General features: G+C 71.1%; 22 protein-coding genes. 3 read left to right on the plus strand and 19 right to left on the minus strand.

Annotation, left to right across the window (positions count from 1 at the left end; all coding sequences use genetic code 11):
* Window positions 1–175 precede the first annotated feature (175 nt).
* The 5 genes from ACYBSK_RS26525 to ACYBSK_RS26545 form a co-directional block, all read right to left on the minus strand.
* The gene (locus ACYBSK_RS26525) at window positions 176–1,045 is read right to left on the minus strand and encodes an amino acid ABC transporter permease (RefSeq protein ID WP_457479740.1); all 870 of its coding nucleotides are present in this window, start codon (window positions 1,043–1,045) and stop codon (window positions 176–178) included.
* A complete protein-coding gene (locus tag ACYBSK_RS26530; protein WP_457479741.1) occupies window positions 1,042–1,686 on the minus strand; it encodes an amino acid ABC transporter permease in 645 nt (214 codons plus the stop codon). Before ACYBSK_RS26530 ends, ACYBSK_RS26525 begins: the two co-directional genes overlap by 4 nt.
* A gap of 11 nt (window positions 1,687–1,697) precedes the next feature.
* Window positions 1,698–2,609 (minus strand): glutamate ABC transporter substrate-binding protein, encoded by a 912-nt coding sequence (locus tag ACYBSK_RS26535; RefSeq protein ID WP_457479742.1) that lies wholly within the window; start codon window positions 2,607–2,609, stop codon window positions 1,698–1,700.
* A 20-nt stretch (window positions 2,610–2,629) separates the two neighbouring features.
* Window positions 2,630–3,373 carry an amino acid ABC transporter ATP-binding protein gene (locus ACYBSK_RS26540; RefSeq protein ID WP_457479743.1) on the minus strand — a complete coding sequence of 248 codons (744 nt, stop codon included), beginning with the start codon at window positions 3,371–3,373 and terminating at the stop codon, window positions 2,630–2,632.
* Window positions 3,374–3,508: 135 nt separating this feature from the next.
* On the minus strand, window positions 3,509–3,958 hold the full coding sequence (locus ACYBSK_RS26545) for a DUF6278 family protein (RefSeq protein ID WP_460243611.1): 450 nt from the start codon (window positions 3,956–3,958) through the stop codon (window positions 3,509–3,511).
* A gap of 190 nt (window positions 3,959–4,148) precedes the next feature.
* On the opposite strand from ACYBSK_RS26545, the gene ACYBSK_RS26550 reads away from it, so the two are divergent.
* Window positions 4,149–5,918, plus strand: coding sequence for an SGNH/GDSL hydrolase family protein (locus tag ACYBSK_RS26550; RefSeq protein ID WP_460243612.1), 1,770 nt, complete (start codon window positions 4,149–4,151; stop codon window positions 5,916–5,918).
* A gap of 5 nt (window positions 5,919–5,923) precedes the next feature.
* On the opposite strand, the gene ACYBSK_RS26555 is transcribed toward ACYBSK_RS26550, so the two are convergent.
* Both ACYBSK_RS26555 and ACYBSK_RS26560 read right to left on the minus strand, forming a co-directional pair.
* Entirely contained in the window at window positions 5,924–6,622 is a 699-nt protein-coding gene (locus ACYBSK_RS26555) for a class I SAM-dependent methyltransferase (RefSeq protein WP_460243613.1), read from the minus strand.
* A gap of 44 nt (window positions 6,623–6,666) precedes the next feature.
* On the minus strand, window positions 6,667–7,446 hold the full coding sequence (locus tag ACYBSK_RS26560) for an exodeoxyribonuclease III (protein ID WP_460243614.1): 780 nt from the start codon (window positions 7,444–7,446) through the stop codon (window positions 6,667–6,669).
* 119 nt (window positions 7,447–7,565) lie between these two features.
* On the opposite strand from ACYBSK_RS26560, the gene ACYBSK_RS26565 reads away from it, so the two are divergent.
* Window positions 7,566–8,141, plus strand: coding sequence for a hydrolase (locus tag ACYBSK_RS26565; RefSeq protein ID WP_460243615.1), 576 nt, complete (start codon window positions 7,566–7,568; stop codon window positions 8,139–8,141).
* Between the two features lie 6 nt (window positions 8,142–8,147).
* Here the strand turns inward: ACYBSK_RS26565 and ACYBSK_RS26570 are convergent, their stop codons facing one another.
* From ACYBSK_RS26570 to ACYBSK_RS26610, 9 genes are all read right to left on the minus strand, one after another.
* On the minus strand, window positions 8,148–8,783 hold the full coding sequence (locus tag ACYBSK_RS26570) for an MBL fold metallo-hydrolase (protein WP_457479749.1): 636 nt from the start codon (window positions 8,781–8,783) through the stop codon (window positions 8,148–8,150).
* Window positions 8,784–8,815: 32 nt separating this feature from the next.
* Window positions 8,816–10,111, minus strand: a complete 1,296-nt coding sequence (gene pcaDC / locus ACYBSK_RS26575) for a bifunctional 3-oxoadipate enol-lactonase/4-carboxymuconolactone decarboxylase PcaDC (protein ID WP_457479750.1) — start codon at window positions 10,109–10,111, stop codon at window positions 8,816–8,818.
* A 133-nt stretch (window positions 10,112–10,244) separates the two neighbouring features.
* Window positions 10,245–10,826, minus strand: a complete 582-nt coding sequence (locus tag ACYBSK_RS26580) for a sugar kinase (protein WP_460243616.1) — start codon at window positions 10,824–10,826, stop codon at window positions 10,245–10,247.
* Window positions 10,827–10,872: 46 nt separating this feature from the next.
* Window positions 10,873–12,036: an ROK family glucokinase gene (locus ACYBSK_RS26585; protein WP_457479752.1), complete on the minus strand. Its 1,164-nt coding sequence runs from the start codon at window positions 12,034–12,036 to the stop codon at window positions 10,873–10,875.
* 220 nt (window positions 12,037–12,256) lie between these two features.
* Window positions 12,257–13,093: an ATP-binding cassette domain-containing protein gene (locus ACYBSK_RS26590; protein ID WP_457479753.1), complete on the minus strand. Its 837-nt coding sequence runs from the start codon at window positions 13,091–13,093 to the stop codon at window positions 12,257–12,259.
* Window positions 13,090–14,133, minus strand: coding sequence for an ABC transporter permease (locus tag ACYBSK_RS26595; RefSeq protein ID WP_457479754.1), 1,044 nt, complete (start codon window positions 14,131–14,133; stop codon window positions 13,090–13,092). The genes ACYBSK_RS26590 and ACYBSK_RS26595 overlap by 4 nt, the downstream gene beginning before the upstream one ends.
* The gene (locus tag ACYBSK_RS26600) at window positions 14,130–15,134 is read right to left on the minus strand and encodes a sugar ABC transporter substrate-binding protein (protein ID WP_460243617.1); all 1,005 of its coding nucleotides are present in this window, start codon (window positions 15,132–15,134) and stop codon (window positions 14,130–14,132) included. The genes ACYBSK_RS26595 and ACYBSK_RS26600 overlap by 4 nt, the downstream gene beginning before the upstream one ends.
* Window positions 15,135–15,271: 137 nt before the next feature.
* Window positions 15,272–16,285, minus strand: a complete 1,014-nt coding sequence (locus ACYBSK_RS26605; RefSeq protein WP_460243618.1) for a sugar ABC transporter substrate-binding protein — start codon at window positions 16,283–16,285, stop codon at window positions 15,272–15,274.
* A gap of 140 nt (window positions 16,286–16,425) precedes the next feature.
* On the minus strand, window positions 16,426–17,190 hold the full coding sequence (locus tag ACYBSK_RS26610) for a GntR family transcriptional regulator (protein WP_457479757.1): 765 nt from the start codon (window positions 17,188–17,190) through the stop codon (window positions 16,426–16,428).
* Between the two features lie 202 nt (window positions 17,191–17,392).
* On the opposite strand from ACYBSK_RS26610, the gene ACYBSK_RS26615 reads away from it, so the two are divergent.
* The gene (locus ACYBSK_RS26615) at window positions 17,393–18,397 is read left to right on the plus strand and encodes a Gfo/Idh/MocA family protein (RefSeq protein WP_457479758.1); all 1,005 of its coding nucleotides are present in this window, start codon (window positions 17,393–17,395) and stop codon (window positions 18,395–18,397) included.
* A gap of 85 nt (window positions 18,398–18,482) precedes the next feature.
* On the opposite strand, the gene ACYBSK_RS26620 is transcribed toward ACYBSK_RS26615, so the two are convergent.
* From ACYBSK_RS26620 to ACYBSK_RS26630, 3 genes are all read right to left on the minus strand, one after another.
* Window positions 18,483–19,679 (minus strand): cytochrome P450 family protein, encoded by a 1,197-nt coding sequence (locus ACYBSK_RS26620; RefSeq protein WP_457479759.1) that lies wholly within the window; start codon window positions 19,677–19,679, stop codon window positions 18,483–18,485.
* Between the two features lie 252 nt (window positions 19,680–19,931).
* On the minus strand, window positions 19,932–21,173 hold the full coding sequence (locus ACYBSK_RS26625) for an ROK family protein (RefSeq protein ID WP_460243619.1): 1,242 nt from the start codon (window positions 21,171–21,173) through the stop codon (window positions 19,932–19,934).
* Window positions 21,174–21,232: 59 nt separating this feature from the next.
* A complete protein-coding gene (locus ACYBSK_RS26630; RefSeq protein WP_457479761.1) occupies window positions 21,233–21,901 on the minus strand; it encodes a response regulator in 669 nt (222 codons plus the stop codon).
* Between the last annotated feature and the right edge of the window lie 24 nt (window positions 21,902–21,925).

Genomic DNA, 21,925 nt, shown 5'->3' on the forward strand with positions numbered 1-21,925 from the left:
GAGAGCGGCACCCTCGTCGCGTACGAATGCGACGAGGGCCCGCTCATCCTCGGCAAGCAGGCACGTCCCGACCGGCACGCTGCAGCTGACCTTCTTCCCCACGAACACACGAACTTCGTGGAGCAGTGATCTCCGGCTGCCGCTGGGCGGGGACGGGCCGATGCTTTCGATTCGGCTACTGCGTACCTGGCAGCAGCGTTCCTGGCTCGGCCGGGGCGACATCGGCCGCCTCCGTCTTGGGGTTGCGCCGCTGGCGCTTGGCCACCCACTGGGCGAACCAGGACAGCACCATGCACATCCCGATGTAGATCGGCGAGATCACCATCACCACAGGGATGAAGGGCAAATCGTAGTCGAGGTTGGACGCGATCAGTTTTCCGGCGTGGAGGAACTCCTCGTAGGTGATGAGATACCCGAGCGACGTGTCCTTCAGGGCCACCACCAACTGGCTGATGATGGCGGGCAGCATGGCCCGCACCGCCTGAGGGACGAGCACATGCGTCATGACCTGCGTCTTGCGCATGCCCAGCGCGTACGCCGCCTCGCGCTGCCCGCGCTCCACCGAGTTGATGCCCGATCGGAACACCTCGGCGAGCACGGAGCCGTTGTAGAGCGTCAGGCCGGCGACGAGCGCGGCCAGCGGCTCCATCTTCAGGGCCACGTAGATGAAGAAGATCATCACGAGGACCGGCATGGCGCGGAAGAACTCGACGAACAGCGTCGCGAGCCAGCGCACCGGCTTGTGGTCCGAGAGCCGCCCCACGGCCAGGACCGTGCCGAGCACGAGGGACAGCACGGCCGCCATGGCGAAGGCCTTGAGCGTGTTGCCGAGCCCGCGCAGCAGCAGTTCCTGGATGCCCGTGTACTCGAACGGCATCCACTTCGTGTACGTGAACTGGTCGGTGTCGAACAGCAGGTACAGGATCCAGGCGACCAGGGCGAGCACGACGAGCGTGGAGAGAACGCCGTACAGCTTGTGGCGGCGCTCGGTCCTCGGGCCCGGGATGTCGTAGAGGGCGGTGGCGTCGTGACGCAGGGCCTTCATCGGGCGAACCCCCAGCGCTTCTCGAGGAGGTTGAACAGGGCGCTGATGGCGAGCGTGATGATCAGGTAGCCGATCGCGATCCAGACGAAGGTCCAGATGATGTTGTAGCCGAGCTCGCTGAGCGTCTTGTACGTGCCGAGCAGTTCGACGACGCTGAACGCGCCCGCGATCGCCGAGTTCTTGGCGAGCGCGATGAGCGTGGAGCCGATCGGCGGGATCACGGAGCGGAAGGCCTGCGGCAGGATGACGTGGGTCAGCGTCTGCCCGAACGTCATGCCGAGGCTGCGGGCGGCCTCACCCTGCCCCTTGGGCACCGTGTTGATGCCGGAGCGCAGGGCCTCGCAGATGAACGCCGAGGTGTAGCAGCCGAGCGCGATCACCGCGAAGACGGTGAAGGGCAGCACCAGGCCGAAGCGGGGCAGGCCCAGCAGCACCGCGAAGAACAGCAGGGTCAGCGGGGTGTTGCGCAGCACGGTGACCCACGCGGTGCCGAAGGCCCGGAAGGAGCCGACGGGCGCGACCCGGAAGGAGGCCATGAGGAACCCGAGCACGAGCGCCAGGATCGACGCGAAGACGGTGAGCTCGACGGTGCCGAGGAAGCCCTTCCAGTACAGCGAGAGGTTGTCGGTCAGGACATTCACGTGACGCCTCCTCAGTTCGCCGGGTAGCGGTCGATGGCGGGCGGTTTCGGGGCCGGTACGCCGGACAGGCCGAGGGTCGCCTCGTACGCCTTCTTCCAGTCGCCGTTCTTCTGCCGCGCCTCCAGCGCGTCGTCGAGGGCGAACCGCAGCGCGGTGTCCTTCTTGGGGACGCCGATGCCGTAGGGCTCCTCGGAGAACGGCTTGCCGACCAGCTTCATCTCCTCGGGCACCTTCGCCGCGTAGCCGAGCAGGATCGCGTCGTCGGTGGTGACCGCGTCGACCTGATACGTCAGCAGGTTGTCGACGCAGATCGAGTACGTGTCGTACGCGACGAGTTCGGCCTTCGGGTAGTCGGCCTTGATCCGCTGGTACGGGGTCGAGCCCGCCGCCGAGCAGACCCGCTTGCCGGCGAGGTCGTCGGGGCCCTTGATGTCCTCCTCGTCGGCGCGCACGAGCAGCGACTGGCCGGCCATGTAGTACGGGCCCGCGAAGCCGACGAGCTTCTTGCGGAGGTCGTTGATCGTGTACGTGCCGACGTAGTAGTCGATCTGGCCGTTCTGGAGGGCCGTCTCGCGGTTGGCCGACGCGATGGTCTTGTAGCGGATCTTCTTCGGGTCGAGGCCGAGGGAGGCGGAGACCATCTTGGCGATCTCGATGTCGAAGCCCGTGTACGTGCCGTTCGCGGGGTTCTTCTCGCCGAGGTAGGGCTGGTCCTCCTTGGCCCCGACGACGAAGTGGCCGCGCTTGCGCGCCCGCTGCCACGTCGAGGAGTCGGGCAGTGAGAAGTCCTTGGCGATGTCGTACCGGGGCAGCTCGGCGGCCGAGGGGCCCTTGACCGGTGGGCTGCCCTCCTTGCCGCAGGCGGTGGCGGCCAGGGCCGTCACCGTCAGCGCGGCGAGCAGCCGTAGCGACTTGGCGATCATGTGGTGGCGCGCTCCCCCGGTCAGTGCTTCAGGATCTTGGAGAGGAAGTCGCGGGCGCGCTCGCTCTCCGGGTGGGTGAAGAACTCCTCGGGGGTGCGGTCCTCGACGATCCTGCCGTCCGCCATGAAGACGACGCGGTCGGCGGCGGTGCGGGCGAAGCCCATCTCGTGGGTGACCACGACCATCGTCATGCCGTCGCGGGCGAGCTGCTGCATGACCTCCAGGACCTCGTTGATCATCTCCGGGTCGAGGGCCGAGGTCGGCTCGTCGAAGAGGAGTGCCTTGGGGTCCATGGCGAGGGCGCGGGCGATGGCCACGCGCTGCTGCTGTCCGCCGGAGAGCTGGGCGGGGAACTTCTCGGCGTGCGCGGCGAGTCCGACCCGCTCCAGGAGTTCGCGGGAGCGCTTGTCGGCCTCGTCCTTCTTGCGCTTCCTGACCTTGACCTGGGCCAGCGAGACGTTCTGGAGCACCGTCTTGTGCGCGAAGAGGTTGAACGACTGGAAGACCATGCCCACTTCGGCCCTCAGCTGCGCGAGCGCCTTCCCCTCCTCGGGGAGCGGCTGTCCGTCGAGTCTGATCGCGCCGGACTCGATGGTCTCCAGACGGTTGATCGTCCGGCAGAGTGTCGACTTGCCCGACCCCGAAGGGCCGATGACCACCACCACCTCCCCCTTGCCGACGGTGAGGTCGATGTCCTGAAGGACATGCAACTTCCCGTAGTACTTGTTCACGTCACGCAGCTCGATCAACGGATCGACGGCCATCGGCAGTCCCTGCCCACTTTCAGCTGTGCATCTGTCCGCGCAAACTATCCACGCTTACATGGGACTTAACAGACGACACGCACTTATGGACATTAACCGTATTTGAGGCTCAGCTGTGTGGCACCGCCGGGCCGCCTACGACTCGGCCGCCTCCGCGTAGAACTGGGAGAGTTCCGGGGCCCCGCTCGCCGCCCACGCGTGCCCCGCCTCGACGACGTCGATCTCCCGGCCGGACGCGAGGCGCACCACCGGCTGCCCGTTGTCCCAGATCACCCAGGAGGCGCCCGCCACGTTGCGCACCATGACCGAACCGAGGTAGAGGCCCGCGTCGTTGCCCAGCCAGTGCAGCTGGTCCTCGTCGCTCCGCCAGCTCGGCACGAGCTGGTCCAGGGCCTCCAACGACCCCACCGACTCGTCGAGTTCGACCCCCGCGTCCTCGGCCTGGGCGCGCAACAGCTCGCATTCGGAGAGGAGTTCGACCAGACCGGTCTCGCCCTCGGCACCCTCGTCGCCGGTCGGGAACACCGCGACACCGTGGGCCGAACCGTGCTTCTTGCGCCAATGAGCCGCGAAAGGGATCTTCATACCGCCCAGCCTGGCATTCCGGCCCCGGCCCGCACCACAGGCGCGCGGAGGTGAGCGCCCGCGGAGTTCAGGAACCGGACACCGGCCTTTCTCCCCCGTTTACCCCGCGACACATTGACGGGCCATCACCCCGTCCTTAGCTTCATGGCGCAACCAGCACAGCGGACACACAAGCGGAAGGGAGCCGGCCTTGCGCCGACGCACTTGGGGAGCCGCGTTCATCCTGGCCGTCTGCGCCGGGGTCACCCCCGTCACGGCGGCCCACGCCGCCCCCGGCAGACCCGGGCCGCTCCCCCTGGAGCGGCTCTTCGACAACCGGGCCGTCAGCGACGACGCGACGCCCGGCGAGGCGGACTTCGACGGCGCGGGCGGCTCACTGTCCGCGCAGGACCTCGACGCGGCGGGCTGGACCCCCGGCCGCGCCCTGCACGTCGACCGGGCCCGGCTCACCTGGCCGAAATCGGCGGGGTCCGGGCGCGACAACGTGACGGCGGACGGGCAGCGGGTCCGGGTGACCGGCCGCGGCGACGCGCTCGCCTTCCTGGTCGCCGGAACCGGCGGGGACGCCACCGGCTCCGGCGTCGTCCGGTACGCGGACGGCTCCCGGTCGACGTACTCGCTCACCGCGCCGGACTGGCGCACCGGGCCGCTCGCCACGAAGTCGGTGGCGCTGCCGCACCGGAACACGCCGGACGGCCAACTCACCGAGAAGACACGGCTGTACGTGGTGACCGTCCCCGTGCGCACGGGACGCCAGATCTCCTCCGTCGACCTGCCGAGGGCGAGCGGGGGCGCGCTGCACGTCTTCGACCTGTCCGTGCGCGCGGCGACGAACGGATGGACCGGCACATGGTCGGCGTCCCCGGCCGGGTACACGGCGGTGGGTCCCTGGGTCGACCGCACGGTGCGGCTCGTCGTGCACACCAGCCGGGGCGGGCCGAAGGTGCGCATCCGCCTGGAGAACACCTTCGCGGCCACACCGGTGCGGATCGGGAGCGCGTCCGTGGCGGTGCAGGAGTCGGGGGCGAACGCGCGCGGCAACCCGGTGCCGCTGACGTTCCGGGGCTCCTCGGGCACCCAACTCCCGGCGGGCGGGCAGGCGTTCAGCGACCCGGTCGACTTCGACGTGCCGGTGAACGCGAACCTGCTCGTGAGCTTCCACCTGCCGGAGCCGGTCACCGCGGCGCCCGTGCACAGCCAGGCCATACAGCGCAGCTACGTGAGCGAGACCGGCGACCACGCCACGGAGCCGGACGGCGCCGCGTACTCCTCGTCGATCGCGTACTGGCCGCTGCTCACCGGCGTCGACGTCGGCGGCGGCCCGGGGTCCGTGGTGCTGCTCGGCGACTCCATCACGGACGGCGTGCGCTCGACGCTGGACGCGAACCACCGCTGGCCGAACGTGCTCGCCACGCGGCTCCTCGCGCAGTCGGAGGTGCCGCACTACGGCGTCCTGAACGAGGGCATCTCCGCCAACCGGGTCGTCTCCGACCGCTATCCGGGTGACGATGTCTCCACCGACACGGGCGGCGTCAGCGCGCTGCACCGACTCGACCGCGACGTGTTCGCGCAGACGTCCGCGCGGACCGTCGTCGTCTTCCAGGGCGTCAACGACGTCCGCTGGGGCGCGAGCGCGGAGCAGGTCCGGGCGGGGCTGCGGGAGATCGTGGCGCGGGCGCACGCGCGCGGCCTGAAGGTGATCGGGGCGACGATCACCCCGTGCGAGGGCGAGGCGCTGTGCACCCCGGCCGCCAATGAGCAGCGGGAGGCCGTCAACGCCTTCGTGCGCGACCCCGGTTCGGGCTTCGACGGCTTCCTCGACTTCGACGCCGTGCTGCGCGATCCGGCGCACCCGACGCGGATGCTCCCCGCGTATGACAGCGGGGACCATCTGCACCCCGGCGACCCGGGCCTCAAGGCGCTCGCGGATTCGATCGACTTGCGGATCCTGGAGCCGTAACCGCCTTACGCGGCGCGGGTGTTCGGCTTCTGGGCCACCAGGAAGCCCTGGCGGCCCTGGCCGTTCGCCCGCCAGAACGCGTCGGGCTCGTGGACGAGGCGCGCCTCGATCGTGAGCCCGGCGCCTTCGAGGTGTCCGGCGACCTCGTCCTCGGAGCGCCAGTACACGTCCAGGTCCAGGTCGTGACCGTACGCCTGGTCGAGGTGGCGGAGCAGGTCACCGACCTTGAAGGCGACCAGGGCCCGGCCGCCGGGGGCCAGGACGCGGTGGAACTCGGCGAACATCACGGGCAGCACCTCGGCGGGGGTGTGCACCGTCGAGTACCAGGCGACGAGGCCGCCGAGACTGTCGTCGGCGAGTTCGAGGGCCGTCATCGAGCCCTCCTCGAACCTCAGGTCCGGGTGGGCGCGGCGCGCCTCGGCGACCATCCCCGGCGAGAGGTCGACGCCGAAGGCGTCCAGGCCCAGGTCCCGCAGTTGCGCGGTGACATGGCCGGGGCCGCAGCCGAGGTCGGCCACGGGTCCGGCGTCGCGCTCGCGCCGGACCTGCTCGGCGAAGGCGTTCAGCATCGCGGTGCCGTACGGGTCTTGGCCGTGCAGCGGGGGCACGATCTCGGCGTAGGAGCCGGCCGCGATGTCGTAGGCCAGCCGGGTCCTGCGCAGGTAGGCCGCTTGGTCGGTCGTTCCGCTCGTCTCGGTCGTCATGGGCGCTGACGCTAGCGCCCACCACTGACAACGCCCCTTCGGGCTCAGACGTCGAGGTCCACCACGACCGGCGCGTGGTCGGAGGCGCCCTTGCCCTTGCGCTCCTCGCGGTCCACGTAGGAGTCCTTCACCGCACCGGCGAACGCGGCGTTCCCGTAGACCAGGTCGATGCGCATGCCCTTGTTCTTCGGGAAGCCGAGGGCGCGGTAGTCCCAGTACGTGAACGGGTGGTCGTACTTGAGGGGGCGCGGCACGACGTCCGACAGGCCCGTCTCGCGCAGCGCCGTGAGCGCCGCGCGCTCGGCCGGGGTCACGTGCGTCGCGCCGTCGAAGAGGGAGATGTCCCAGACGTCGTCGTCCGTCGGCGCCACGTTGTAGTCGCCCATCACCGCGAAGGGCCGGGAGCCCGCCGCGTCGCCCGCGACCGCCGCCTTGAGGGCCTCGAACCACTGGAGCTTGTACGCGTAGTGCGGGTGGTCGACCTCCCGGCCGTTCGGCACGTACACCGACCAGACGCGGACCGGGCCGCAGGTCGCGGAGACGGCGCGCGGCTCCTCCGCCCCGTCGTAGCCGGGGTCGCCGGGGACGCCCTTGACCACGTCCTCCAGGCCGACGCGGGAGAGCAGCGCCACCCCGTTCCACCTGCCGTTCGCGTTCACCGCCGACTCGTAGCCCAGCTCCCGCAGCTCGTCCGCGGGGAACTGCTCGGCCGAGCACTTGGTCTCCTGGATGCACAGCACATCCGTGCCGCTGCTCTCCAGCCAGGCCAGCAGGCGCGGCAGCCGCGCGGTGATCGAGTTCACGTTCCAGGTAGCAATGCGCATGTCCCACAACCTACCGGGCGGGTCCGACAACGGGCCCGCGGCGGCGGCTCCCGGACCGGCGCCCTCACATGAACAGGTTGCCTTGCAAGTTTTCCTGCTAAACAGTTAGCCTGCCGAACATGACGATCAACTCCCCCCTCGACGAGCGCCCCGCCCTCGTCCTCATCGACCTCCAGGACGGCATCGTCGCCCTGCCGACCGTGCACCCCGCCGACGGCATCGTGAAGAACAGCGCCCGGCTGGCCGACGCCTTCCGCGCCAAGGGCCTGCCGGTCGTGCGCGTGAAGGTCGCCTGGTCGCAGGACGGCGGGGATCTGCCCACCGGCCGCGCCGACGCGGGCGCCATGACGCAGGCGCCGCCGCCCGAGTTCTCGAAGTTCTCCGACGAGCTGGGCCCGCTCGGCGACGACATCGTGATCACGAAGCGGCACTGGGGCGCCTTCACCGGCACCGAGCTGGACCTCCAGCTGCGCCGCCGCGGCGTCACGCAGATCGTGCTCTGCGGCATCTCGACGTCGATCGGCGTCGAGTCGACCGCCCGCTCCGCGTGGGAGCTGGGCTACAACCTGCTGCTGGTCGACGACGCCACGACCGACACGGACGCCGCGTCCCACGAGCACAGCTTCGGCAAGATCTTCCCGCGCCTCGCGGAGATCGGCTCCACGGACGAGGTCATCGAGCTGCTCGGCACGTAGCCGGGATCAGACCTGCGCCGAGCCGCCCGGGGCGAGGCGCAGGTGCTCGGTGCCGCCGAGCGAGCCGATCTGGTTGTCGTAGATCGGCCGGGCCAGGTCCGTGAGCAGCGCGTCGTGGATGTCGTACGCCCGGCGCGGCTTGACCTCCCGTACGTAGTCGATGACCTCGGCGATCTTGTTCCAGGGCGCCATGACGGGCAGCATCAGCGTCTCGACCGGCTGGTCGGGGACGGTGAGGGCGTCGCCGGGGTGGAAGACCGTGCCGCCGTCGACGAGGTAGCCGACGTTGGTGATGCGCGGGATGTCGGGGTGGATCACGGCGTGCAGCTCGCCGTGCACCTGGACGTCGAATCCGGCGGCCGTGAACGTGTCGCCGTGCCCGACCGTGTGGACGCGGCCGGGGAAGGCCGCCGAGAGCTGGTCGGCGACCGACTTCAGGGTCCAGATGTGCGCGCCGGGACTGGCTTCCAGCCCGGCGCGCAGTCGTTCCTCGTTGAAGTGGTCGGGGTGCTCGTGCGTCACGAGGATCGCGTCGGCGCCGACCGCCGCGTCGTCCTCGGAGAACCCGCCCGGGTCGATGACGAGCGTCTGCCCGTCCTTTTCGAGGCGGACGCAGGCGTGGGTCTTCTTCGTCAGCTTCATACGTCCCATCCTGCGCCCGTCGGGGCCGGACCTCACTCCTGGGGCGTGGTTTCCTCGCGGATCACCTGCTGGGCGACCTTGAACGCCGAGTTCGCGGCCGGTACGCCGCAGTAGACGGCGGTCTGGAGCAGGATCTCCTTGATCTCCGCCGCCGTGAGCCCGTTGCGCAGGGCCGCGCGGGTGTGGAACGCCAGCTCGTCGAGGTGGCCGCCCGCGACCAGCGTCGCGAGGGTGACCGAGGAGCGGGTGCGGCGGTCGAGCCCCGGACGGGACCAGATCTCGCCCCACGCGTAGCGCGTGATGAACTCCTGGAAGTCCCCGGAGAAGTCGTCGGCCGTGGCGAGCGCCCGGTCCACGTGGGCGTCGCCGAGCACCTCGCGGCGCGTCTTCAGACCCGCGTCGTGCGGATCGGGGCGGGTCGCGGCCTCGGGCTGCCGCGCGGCGGTTATCTCGGCGCGCGGCGGGGCCTGCGGGGGCGGCGGCGCGATGACCGGCTTGACCGGGGCGGCCTGGACGGCGGCCTGCGCCTTCTCGTGCGCGGCCGGCCAGGCGGTGGTGAAGTGCCGTACGAGGAGATCGGTGACGGCGGCCGGCTGTTCGACCGGGGCCAGGTGGGAGGCGCCGGGCACCACCGCGAGCCGGGCGTCCGGTATGCCGGCGACCAGCGTGCGGGCCTCGGCGGGGCCGGTGACCTGGTCCTCCGAGCCGACGAGGACGAGCGTGGGGACGCCGACCTCGCCCAGCTCCTCACGGACGTCGAACGCGGCGAGCGCCTCGCACGAGGCGATGTAGCAGCCCGGGTCCGTCGTACGGACCATCTGCACCGCCCAGTCCGTGATCGCGGGCTGCGCGGCCGCGAAGCCGTGCGTGAACCAGCGCTCGGGCGATTGGCGGGCGATGGGGTCGAGGCCGTTGCTGCGCACGATGACGCCGCGCTGGCGGAACTCGTCGGCCGTGCCGAAGCGCGGCGAGGCGGCGATCAGCGCGAGCGACGCGACGCGCTCGGGGTGGCGCAGTGCCAGCTCCATGCCGACCGCGCCGGCCAGCGAGCAGCCCGCGTAGCCGAAGCGCTGGATGCCCAGGTCGTCGAGGGTGGCGAGGAGACGGTCCGCGAGCTCCGTGACGGAACCGGCCGGGTGGGCGGGCGCGCCGCCGTGACCGGGCAGGTCGAAGCGGAGCACTCGCCAGTGCTGGGCGAGTTCGGGCACCTGGCGGTCCCACATGTGCCACGTCGTGCCGAGCGACGGGCCGAGGATGAGCACCGGGGCGGCGTCGTCCTCACGACCGTCGAATCGGTACTGCAGGCGCGGGGTCTTCGTGTCACTCACACCCGCCACGCTAGCCAGTGCGCCTGAGCGCGCTGGTGGCGGGTCCCCGGAGTGGACGCCAGGTGTTCACCCCGGGTTCCCGGTGTGGACCGGGCGTGGGGGCGAGGTGGAGGCCGGACACATTGACCGGTGGTCAGGGGTGTGTGGTGGAGACCACGTAGATCATGGGGTGGTCGGGGTTGGAGCGGTTCACCACGACGGTCTGCGTCGGGGACGGGTCCTCCTGCTCGTGCGTGAGGCCGTACCAGGGGCCGGGTCCGGTGAAGTCCCAGCCGGCGACCTTCCGGTCGCGCTCGCTGATCGCCATGTCGTCCGTCGCGAGGTCGCCCACCGTGTAGCCCGCGTCGACGTTCTCCAGGAACTCGTCGAGGCCCTCGTTGCTGGTGAGGAACTGCGCGTACAGGCGGCTGACCTTGTAGTTGTTCGTCTCGTAGTACGCGACGTTGCGGGAGTGCGCCGGGATCGGGATCTGGTACAGGCGGCGCTGCACCTTGGAGGGCCAGCCGACGGTCAGGCCGGTCGCCGAGTACTTGGCCTCCTTGTCCTTGCCGCTGTCCCGGCTCTGGCCCGCGGAGATCACCAGGTATCCGGCGGGGATGCCGATGAGCAGCACGATGGTCAGGAGCGTGAGGACGCGGCGCTTGATCACATGGCCGCGGGCCTCGGCCGGGCGCGGCTCCCCGCCCGCGGACGGGGGCTGGTGGGGCACGGTCATGGCTGGCTTTCCTGTCACTTTCTGCGGCATCTGCGGCCCGGCCCGCCTAGCCCTGCTCGGCGCCGTCGGCGGGCGCGGGCGTCGGCCTGCCCGTGCGGGCGTAGCGCTCGTACCGCTCGTGGCGCTCCACGCGGCGGCGCTTGGCGCGGCGGAAGCGGCGGGCGACGAGGCGGGCCAGGTCCGCGGCGCCGACCATGCCGGCCTCGGGGCCGAGCTGGGCGCGGGCGATGCGGGCCTCGGGGCGGTAGCCGCGGCCGGTGAGCTGGCGCTTGAACGCGTCGCGGGCGGGCGCGATCAGCAGGTCGTCGGCGGCCGACACCCCGCCGCCGATGACGAAGCACGACGGGTCGAGGGCCGCCGCGAGGTTCGCTATGCCGACGCCCAGCCACTGGCCGATGTCCTGGAGCAGCTCGACGCACATGGCGTCGCCCTCACGGGCCAGCTGCGTGATGAGCGGCCCCGTGATGTCGGGGATGCTCCCCTGCACCCGCTCGATGATGTTGTACGCGACCGGGGAGTCGGCCGCGGCGAGTTCGCGGGCCTCGCGGACCAGCGCGTTGCCGGAGCTGTACTGCTCCCAGCAGCCGCGGTTGCCGCACGGGCAGCGGTGCCCTCCGGGGACGACCTGCATGTGGCCGAACTCGCCGGCGACGCCGAACTTGCCGCGCTTGACCTGGCCGTCCTCAAGGATCGCGCCGCCGATGCCGGTGCCCAGCGTGATCATGACGAGGTGGTCCTCGCCGCGTCCGGCGCCGAAGCGCCACTCCGCCCAGGCGGCGGTGTTGGCGTCGTTGTCGACGAGGACGGGGACCGCGAGGCGGCCGGCGAGGCGGTCGCGCAGCGGTTCGTTGCGCCACGACAGGTGGGGGGCGAACAGGACGCGGTTGCGGTCCGCGTCGACCCAGCCGGCCGCGCCGATGCCGACGGCGTGCACGTCGTGGCGGTCGGAGAGGTCGAGCACCAGCTCCGTGATGGTGTCCTCGACGACCTTCGGGCTCTTCGACTTGTCCGGGGTCTCCGTGCGGAGGGTCTCCAGGATGGTGCCGTCGGCGTCGACCACGCCGGCCATCACCTTCGTGCCACCGATGTCGATGCCGACGGTGGGGACACGCGGGGCCGTCGTGTGCGAGCGGCGCTCGCGGGTGCCGACCGTCCTGAGGACGGTGGCCCGTGCGCTGCCACGGTGGGCGAGGTCGCGGTAGGTGCTCATTGCGGCGATTCTGCCTCACGCATCGGCTCCGCCGCATACCGGGTTTTCCGCCACCCCGGGCGGAGCCCTCCCCCGGGTGCCACCCACCCGGCGCACGCTTCGCGCAGTTCCCCGCGCCCCGGAAGGGGCGCGGGGAACTGCGCGAACGCAACCGCCGACGCGACCGGCGGCCGCCCGGGAAAGGCGGCACGCGCACGCGTACGCGCGGGGCGGGAGGCCGCTACTTTTCGGTGCCGTCGGGTGTGTGCCCGCCCAGATGCGTCGGCACAGGCGCCCGCTCCAGCTCGTGACGGAGGTCGTCCAGTTCGGAGCCGCCCGCCATCTGCCGGGTCAGCTCGTCGAGCGTGATCTCGTCACGGGTGTGGCTGCCGAACATCGCACCGCGCTTGAGCAGCACGAACCGGTCCCCCACCAGGTACGCGTGGTGCGGGTTGTGGGTGATCAGGACCACGCCGAGACCCGCGTCACGCGCCGCCGCCACGTACTTCAGGACCACCCCGGACTGCTTCACGCCGAGCGCCGCCGTCGGCTCGTCCAGGACGAGGACCTTCGCGCCGAAGTAGACGGCGCGGGCGATGGCGACGCACTGGCGCTCACCGCCGGACAGCGTGCCGATCGGCTGGTCGACGTCGCGCAGGTCGATGCCCATGCGGGCCAGTTCCTCGTGCGTCGTGCGCCGCATGAGCTCGACGTCGAGGCGCTTGAAGGGCCCTGTCCCCTTCGTGGGCTCGGACCCGAGGAAGAAGTTGCGCCACACCGGCATGAGCGGGACCACGGCGAGGTCCTGGTAGACCGTGGCGATGCCCCGGTTCAGGGCGTCGCGCGGGTTGGCCAGGCGCGCCTCCTCGCCCTCGATCGCGAAGCGCCCGCCGTCGTGCTGGTGCAGCCCCGCGATGATCTTGATCAACGTCGACTTGCCCGCGCCGTTGTCGCCGAGCACGCAGGAGATCTCGCCCGCGTTGACGACGAGCGAGACGTCGTCCAGCGCGCGGATGTTGCCGTAGAACTTGCTGACGCCGTCCAGCTCCACCAGCGGCGTACGCGTATCCGTCGTCATTTGCTCGCCTCCGCGCGCTTGCGGACCCACGCGTTGAGCAGGGTCGCGAGGAGCAGCATCGCCCCCAGGAAGAACTTGAACCAGTCCGAGTTCCACTCGGCGAACACGATGCCCTTGCTGGTCATGCCGAAGATCAGCGCGCCGATGGCCGCACCGACCGCCGAGCCGTACCCGCCGGTGATCAGACAGCCGCCGATGACGGCCGCGACGATGTAGATCAGCTCGTTGCCGACACCCTCGCCGGACTGCACGACGTCGTAGCTGAACAGCAGGTGCTGGCCGGAGATCCAGGCGCCGAACGCGACGCCCATGTAGAGGCCGATCTTCGTCTTGTTGACCGGGACGCCGACCGCGCGGGCCGCGCCCAGGTCACCGCCGACCGCGAAGATCCAGTTGCCGACGCGGGTGCGCAGCAGGATCCAGGTCGCGATCAGGACGAGGGCCAGCCACCAGATGATCGTGATCTTGAAGTCGACGCCGCCGATGCTGAAGGTGGAGGCGAAGACGGACTTGGCCGAATCGAACCCCTCCATGTCGGCGATCGACTTCGTGGAGACGGTGCCGCTGATGAGCTTCGTGAAGCCCAGGTTCATGCCCGTCAGCATCAGGAACGTGCCGAGCGTGATGATGAAGCTGGGGAGTTTGGTGCGGGTCAGCATGACGCCGTTGAAGACGCCGAGGGCGAGGGTGACCAGCAGCGAGACGCCGACGCCGACCCAGGTGTTCGCCGTCATCTGGTAGCTGAACATCGACGAGATCAGCGCCGACGACGTCACCATCACGCCGGACGACAGGTCGAACTCGCCGCCGATCATCAGCAGCGCCACGGGCACGGCCATGATGCCGAGCGTCGAGGAGGCGTAGAGGACGGTCGAGAGGCTGGTCGCGCGCAGGAAGCTGTCCGCGAAGATCGTGAAGAAGACGAAGACGGCGACGGCGCCGATGACCGAGCCCAGTTCGGGGCGGCCGAGCAGCTTCTTCCAGGGCGAGGTGGTGACGAGCCGTTCGTCGATCTTCTCCGGAGTCGTCGCCGTACTCATCGGGTCCCCCGCTTCGCGTATTCCTGGAGCTTCGCGGCCTGGTCCTTGGTGACGATCTCCGGCCCGGTGAGGACCGGCTGACCGCCGCCCAGCACGTTGGCGTTGTACCGGTAGAGCCACAGCAGGTCGACGGCCTCGTAGCCCTGGAGGTAGGGCTGCTGGTCGACGGCGAAGCCGAGGTCGTCGTCCTTGAGGCCCTGCGCGACCTTGTCGTTGAGGTCGAACGTGTCGATCTCGGCCTTGCTGCCCGCGTCCTCCTTGGCCTTCACGGCGGTGGCCGCGAAGGGGGCGCCGAGCGTGACGACCGCGTCGATGGACTTGTCGGACTGGAGCTTGGCCCCGATGGACGACTGCACGTCGGGCATGTTGGTGCCCTCGACGTAGAGGTTCGTCATCTTGCCGTCGAAGGTCTTCTTCGCACCCTCGCAGCGCTGCTCGTGGCCGACGTTGCCCTGCTCGTGCAGGACGCACAGGGCCTTTTTCTTGCCGCGCTTGTTGAGCTCCTTGCCGACGGCCTCGCCGGCGATGGTCTCGTCCTGGCCGATGTGCGTGATCGCGCCGTACTTCTCGTAGATCTCGGAGCCCGAGTTCACCGTGATGACCGGGATGCCGGCCTTCTCGGCGCGGGCCAGGGCGGACTTCATCGCGTCCGGCTTGGCGAGCGTGACGATGATGCCGTCGACCTTCTTGTCGACGGCCGCGTCGACGAGCTGCGCCTGCTGGTTCGCCTCCTCGTTGTGCGAGTAGAGGAAGTTGATGTTGTCCTTGACCGCCGCCTGCTTGGCACCGTTCTGGACGATGTCCCAGAAGGTGTCGCCATCGCCCGAATGGGTGATCATCGCGAAGGTCCAGCGGGGGGTGTCCACCGCCGCCTTCCCCTGGGCGGCCTGGGACTTCCTGGCGTCCTCCGCCCGCTTGCCGCCGGTGCTGCTGCACCCTGCGAGCGAGAGGCCGAGAGCCCCCGCAACCGCGATGCTCACCCAGGTCCGAAACCGTGCCACGAGGCCGTGCCCTTCTTGGTCTGCTGCGTCATCGACCGGGATCGGCGGACCGATCCCGGCGGACCGTGAACCGGTCCATGAGGACCCCATTACGGTCCCAAACGCACAAGTATGGGTCACGGGGATCATGCATCCATTCACCGGGTACCGCGCGCGGTGTACTTCTCCAGTCGCGGCACGTCCTTCTCGGTGACGAGAGCGGGCCCGGTGAAGACCGGCTTGCCGCCGCCCAGCACGTTCGCGTTGCTCTTGTAGAGCCACAGTTCGTCCACGGCCAGATAGCCCTGCAAGTACGGCTGCTGGTCGACGGCGAAGGTGACCTCCTTCGCCTTCAGACGGCGCACGACCTCGGCGTTCAGGTCGAACGTGGCGATCTCGGCCTCGCTGCCCGCGCCGTCCTTGGCCTTCACGGCGAGCGCCGCGATGGGGGCGCCGAGCGCGACGATCGCGTCGACGTCCTTGTCGGCCTGGAGCTTCGCCTCGATGGAGGCCTCCGAGGACGGCGCGTTGGTGCCCTCCACGTTGACGTTCTCGACGCTGCCCTCGAAGGTCTTGCGGACGCCGTCGCAGCGCTGCTCCAGGGAGACGTTCCCCTGCTCGTGGATGACGCACAGGACCTTCTTCTTGCCCTGCTTCGTCAGCTCGGTGCCGACCGCCTCGCCGGCCACGCCCTCCTCCTGGCCGATGTGGCTGAGGGCGCCGAACTTCGCCGAGAACTCCGAGCCCGAGTTGATCGACACGACCGGGATGCCCGCGGCCTTCGCCTTGCCGAGGACCGACTCCATGGCCTCGGGCTTCGCGAGCGTGACGACGAGGCCGTCGACCTTCTTGTCGATCGCGGCCTGCACCAGCTCGGCCTGCCCCTTGGCCTCCTTGTCGTTGGAGTAGAGGAACTGCACGTTGTCCTTGGCGGCGGCCGCCTGCGCGCCCTTGCGGACGATGTCCCAGAAGGTGTCGCCCTCCCCGGAGTGCGTCACCATCGCGATTTTCATACGGGGCGTGTTCACGGCCTTGCCGCCGCCGCTCGCCCCGCCGCCGGCCTTGTCCTCGGAGTCCTTGCCGCCCGAGCCGCTGCATCCGGCGGCGAGCGCGAGCACGGCCGCGACGGCTGCGCCCCGTGCGACCGTGCGGGCCTTGCGGGTCCTGAGCATGGTGGAGCCACCTCTCCTCCGGCCGCCCGGTGCGGCTGGAGGAGTTTGTAGCGGGGTCCCACGGCAGCGTCAATGAATTTGTCAGAACATTCGGACCACGCCCGGTCGCCCGTCGAGGGCGCGCCGGGGACGCGCAACTCTCAGGAGCGTACGAGGAGTTGGAACTCGAAGGAGTAGCGGGACGCCCGGTAGGTGTGCGAACCGAACTCGACCGCGCGGCCCGTGTCGTCGTACGTCGTGCGCTGCATGGTGAGCAGCGGCGCGCCCTCCCGCTCCCCGAGCCGCTCGGCCTCGGCGGCGGTGGCGGCGCGGGCGCCGACGGACTGGCGGGCGCTGTGCAGGGTGATGCCGGCGGCCCGCATCAGGCGGTACAGGCCGGTCGCCGTGAGCCGCTCGTCCTCCAGGGCGAGCAGTCCGGTGGGCAGGTGGTTGCAGAGGTACGCGACCGGCTCGCCGTGCGCGAGCCGCAGCCGCTCGACGCGGTGCACCTCCTCGCCCTCCCCGATGCCGAGCGCGGCGGCGGCTTCGGCGGAGGCGGGCACGAGCGCGTTGGCGACGACCCGGGTCTCGGGCCGCTGCCCCGCGGCCTCCAGGTCGTCGTACAGGCTGGACAGTTCGAGGGGCCGCTTGACCTGGCTGTGCACGACCTGCGTGCCGACGCCGCGGCGGCGCACGAGCAGCCCCTTGTCGACGAGCGACTGGATGGCCTGCCGCACGGTGGGCCGGGACAGCCCGAGCCGCCCCGCCAGCTCGATCTCATTGCCGAGCAGACTCCCGGGCGTCAGCGCCCCCCGCTCGATCGCCGCCTCCAGCTGCTGCGCCAGCTGAAAGTACAGCGGCACCGGACTGCTGCGGTCGACGCTGAGCTCGAGCGCGACGGTCGGATCGACGAGGGGTTTGGCCACGGGCCGAGGGTAGCGGCGCTGAGATGTTGACGGGAAGTCCGAAGGTCAGGTTGTCAGGACAAGCCCCGTCGGCCCCGACCTTTCGAGCCCCTCCGGCGATCGAGGAGCGGGGTCCGGGGCGGAGCCCCGTGCGGGTGGCGCGCACGCCCATGTCAGGACAATCGATTGACACCCACCCGGACCCACGGCACCTTTGGGTGCCATGCGCATCGGACTCATCGGCACGGGACGCATCGGCACCTCCCACGCAGCCGTCCTGGAGCGATACCGCGAGGTCGGCTCCCTCCTCGTCACCGACGCGGACCCCGCCAGGGCCACCGCCCTCGCCGACCGGATCGGCGCCACGGCCGCCCCCAGCGTCGACGAGATCTTCACGTGGGGCGTGGACGCACTCGTCATCACCGCCGCCACCTCCGCCCACGCCGAGCTGATCGGCCGCGCGGCACGGGCCGGGCTCCCGGTGTTCTGCGAGAAGCCGATCGCCCTCGACCTGCCGGGCACGCTGGCCGCGCTCGCCGAGGTCGAGGCCGCGGGCACGGTGCTCCAGCTCGGCTTCCAGCGCCGGTTCGACGCCGGGTACGCGGCGGCGCGGGCCGCCGTGCGGGAGGGCAGGCTCGGCCGCGTGCACACGGTGCGGGCGCTGACCTCGGACCCGGCGCCGCCGCCCGCCGCGTACCTTCCGCTCTCCGGCGGCCTGTACCGGGACTGCCTGATCCACGACTTCGACATGGTGCGCTGGGTGACCGGCCGCGAGGTCGTCGAGGTGTACGCGACCGGGTCCGACGCCGGGCCCGCCATGTTCCGGGAGGCCGGGGACGTGGACACCGCGGCGGCGCTCCTGACGCTCGACGACGGAACGCTGGCCACCGCCACCTCCACGCGGTGCAACGGCGCGGGCTACGACGTCCGTATGGAGCTGTCCGGAGAGCGGGACACCGTCGTCGTGGGGCTCGACGACCGTACGCCGATCGCGTCCACGGAACCGGAGGGCCCGCCCGCCGCCAGCAAGCCGTGGCCCGGCTTCCTGGAGCGCTTCGCCCCCGCGTACGAGGCCGAGCTGAAGGCCTTCGTGGACGTCGTCCGGGGCGAGCGGGACAACCCGTGCGACGGCCGGGAGGCCCTGCGGGCGCTGCGGGTGGCGGAGGCGTGCGAGATCTCGCGGGCCGAGCGCCGGGTCGTCCGCCTGGACGAGGTGGCCGGGGGCTGAGGGCGTCCCACTGTCAAGCCCCTCCGGCGATTGAGGAGCGGGGTCCGGGGCGGAGCCCCGCGAGCGCAACCACATCCGGCGGCCCTCACCACCGCACCGGCAGACTCCGCGTCCCCCGGATCAGGACCCCGGGCAGCCACTCCCCCGGCTCCCCCGCCGGCTCCAGACCCGGGCACCTCTCCAGCAACGACCGGATCGCGATCCGGCCCTCCAGCCGGGCCAGCGGGGCCCCCAGGCAGAAGTGGATCCCGTGCCCGAACGCCATGTGGCCCCGCGCGTCCCGCCGGATGTCGAACGTGTCCGGCTCCGCGAACCGGTTCGGATCGCGGCTGCCCGAGGCGATCCCGATCAGCACCGGCTCCCCCGCCGGAATCACCGTGCCGTCGATCTCGACGTCCTCCGACGTGAACCGGTGCGTCGCCGTCTCGATCGGGCCGTCGTAGCGCAGCATCTCCTCGACCGCGCCGTCCAGCAGGCCCATGTCGGCGCGCAGCGCGGCGAGTTGGTCGGGGTGCCGCAGCAGCGCGCGCACGCCGTTGCCGATGAGGTTGACGGTCGTCTCGTGGCCGGCGATCAAGAGGAGGTACGCCATGGCGCGCAGTTCGCTCGGCGAGAGGCGGTCGCCGCCCTCGGCCGTGGTGCGGATCAGTGCGCTCAGCAGGTCGTCGGCCGGGGCCGCGTCCCGCTTGCGCTCGATCAACTCGTCGAGGAATCCCGCCAGTTCCACATGCACGTCGTACGACTCCTCCGCGCTGGTCGGCGCCACGACCTGCGTGGACATCCGGCGGAACCGCTCGCGGTCGATGTCGGGCACGCCGAGGAGTTCGCAGATCACCGCGAACGGGAGCGGGAAGGCGAGGGCGCCGATCAGGTCGGCGCTGCCGCGCGGCACCATGTCGTCGAGCAGCTCGTCCGTGAGTTTCTGGATGCGCGGGGCGAGGGCGGCGACGCGGCGGGGCGTGAACTCCCGTGTGACCAGGGAGCGGAGGCGGGCGTGCTCCGGCGGGTCGGCGAAGAGGAGGTGCAGGCCGATGAGGTCTTCGTCCAGGCCCCACGGAGGGCTTTTGACGAAGCGGGGGTCGGTGAAGGCGGCGCGGGACGCCTCGTGGCCGACGATCAGCCAGAGTTCTTCGGTGGGGCCGGGGCCGGGGGTGCGGATGTGGTGGACGGGGCCCTGGGTGCGGAGGCGGTCGTAGACCGCGTAGGGGTCGGTGTGGAAGGTGGGGGTGTCGCCGGCGAATTCGGCGAGGTCGATGGTGGGGGTGTTGGCGGTGCCGGTCATGTCGTTGCGCCTCCCGTCACCGGGGCATCGGGTGGCCTCGGCCTTGTCGGGTTCAACTCGTGGGGTGTGCGGGGCGTTCCCGTCCCGGGGAGGTTCCGGGATTTCTGTTGCGGTGGCCCGTTCCTGACGTCGCGGGGCGCTGCCCCGGACCCCGCTCCTCAATCGCCGGAGGGGCTTGAATTGCCGCGCCGAATGGAGTCCGCGGGATCCCGCGGACTCAAAAGATCGGGGCGCTGCCCCGGGCCCCGCTCCTCAAGCGCCGGAGGGGCTTGGGTGGCCGCCCGTTTCGAGGAATTGGGCGAGGGGGAGGGTCGCCGCGCCCACGGTGACGGCGTCGGGGCCGAGGTGGCCCAGGTCGACCGTGGTTTGGGTGAAGGGGTGGTGGAGGGCGTAGGAGGCGGCGGAGCGGCGGATCGCGGGGAGGAGGCGGGGGCCGAGGAGGAGGCCGGCCCAGCCACCCACGACGATGCGCTCGGGGTTGAAGAGGTTGACCAGGTCGGCGATGCCCGCACCGAGGAACTCGGCCGTCTCGTCGAGGAGTTCGGCGGTGGACGGGTCCGCGAGGAGTTCGGCGAGGGCGCCCTCCTCGTCGCCGGAAGCCCACCCGCCGCCCGCCTCCCGCCAGCGCTCCAGGAGCGCCTCCGCGCCGACGTACGCCTCCAGGCAGCCGCGCGCCCCGCACCGGCAGGTCCGCCCGCCGACCCGCAGCACGGTGTGGCCCCACTCCCCCGCGCTGCTGGACGCGCCCTGGTAGGGCCGGCCGTCGGCGATGACGCAGGCGCCGACGCCGGAGCCGATGAGCACGATGACCGCGTTGCGGGCGCCGCGGCCCGCGCCGAACCACATCTCGGCGCGGCCGAGGGTCTTGGCGCCGTTGTCGAGGAACAGGGGGAGGTTCGGGGGCAGTTCGGGCGGTAGGCCGTCGGGCGCGCGGAGCATGGCTTCCAGGGGGACCGCGTCCCAGCCGATCGTCTGGCCGTGCACCACCGCGCCGCCCGCGCCGGTGGCGTCGACGATGCCGGGTACGCCGATGCCGACGCCGAGGACGGAGTGGGGCGCCACCTCAGCCTCCGTGAGCACCCGTGACAGGCCCGCGGTGATGAGCCGGACGACGTCCTTGGCGTCGCACTGCCCGTGCCGCGTGGCCTGCGGCAACGGCTCGTCCACGCGCGCGAGTTCACCGAGGGCGAGGTCGAACAGCTCGACGCGCACGCGGGTCTCGCCGACGTCGACGCCCACGAGGTGGCCGCTGCCGGGGGCGACGCGGAGCAGTGTGCGGGGGCGGCCGCCGTCGGAGTCGACCGAGCCCGCCTCCTCCAGGAGGCCGTCGGCGACGAGCTCCGCCACCACGTTGCTGATGGAGCCCGAGCTGAGCGCCGTCAGCGGGCCCAGTTCCTGTCTGCTGAGCGGCCCGTCGAAGTACAGCTTGCTCAGCACGATGGCCCGGTTGCCGCGCCGCAGGTCGCGCACCGTCCGCCGACGTGGTCCCGCCATCCCCGCCCCACCTTCCGCCCGCATCACGCAGTGAACCTACCCCGAGGCACCGACACCGCTCAGTCGCCGTCCAGCAGGCCCGCGTCGTGGGCGAGCAGGGCGATCTGCACGCGGTTGTTGAGGTCGAGCCGGGCCATGATGCGCGAGACGTGCGTCTTGACGGTGGGGACGCTCATGTAGAGGGCCGCGGCGATCTGCGCGTTGGACCTGCCGCGGCCGACCTCGACGGCCACCTCGCGTTCGCGTTCGGCGAGTTCGGCCATGCGCGTGCGCGCGCGTGCCCGCCGGTCCAGGGCGGGGTCGTCGCCCGCGACCCTGGTGATGAGCTGCCGGGTGACGGTGGGCGAGAGGACCGGGGCGCCGGCCGCGACGCGGCGTACCGCCTCGACGATCTCGCCGGGAGCGGTGTCCTTGAGGACGAACCCGGCGGCTCCCGCGCGCAGCGCCCGCAGTACCTGCTCGTCGGCGTGGAAGGTGGTCAGGACGATCACCTCGGGGGCGTCCGCCCGCGCGCGCAGCGCCTCGGTGGCGGACAGGCCGTCCAGGGTGGGCATGCGCAGGTCCATGAGGACGACGTCCGGGCGCAGTCGGTCCACCCGCTCCGCGACCTCGCTGCCGTCGGCGGCCTCGCCGACGATCTCGATGTCGTCGGCGGCGCCGAACATGAAGGTGAGCCCCGCGCGCACGAGGGGGTCGTCGTCGACGATGAGCAGACGGATCACGGTCATGGGGCCACGGTAACGAGCGGCGCC

Source organism: Streptomyces sp. BYX5S, assembly GCF_054724165.1.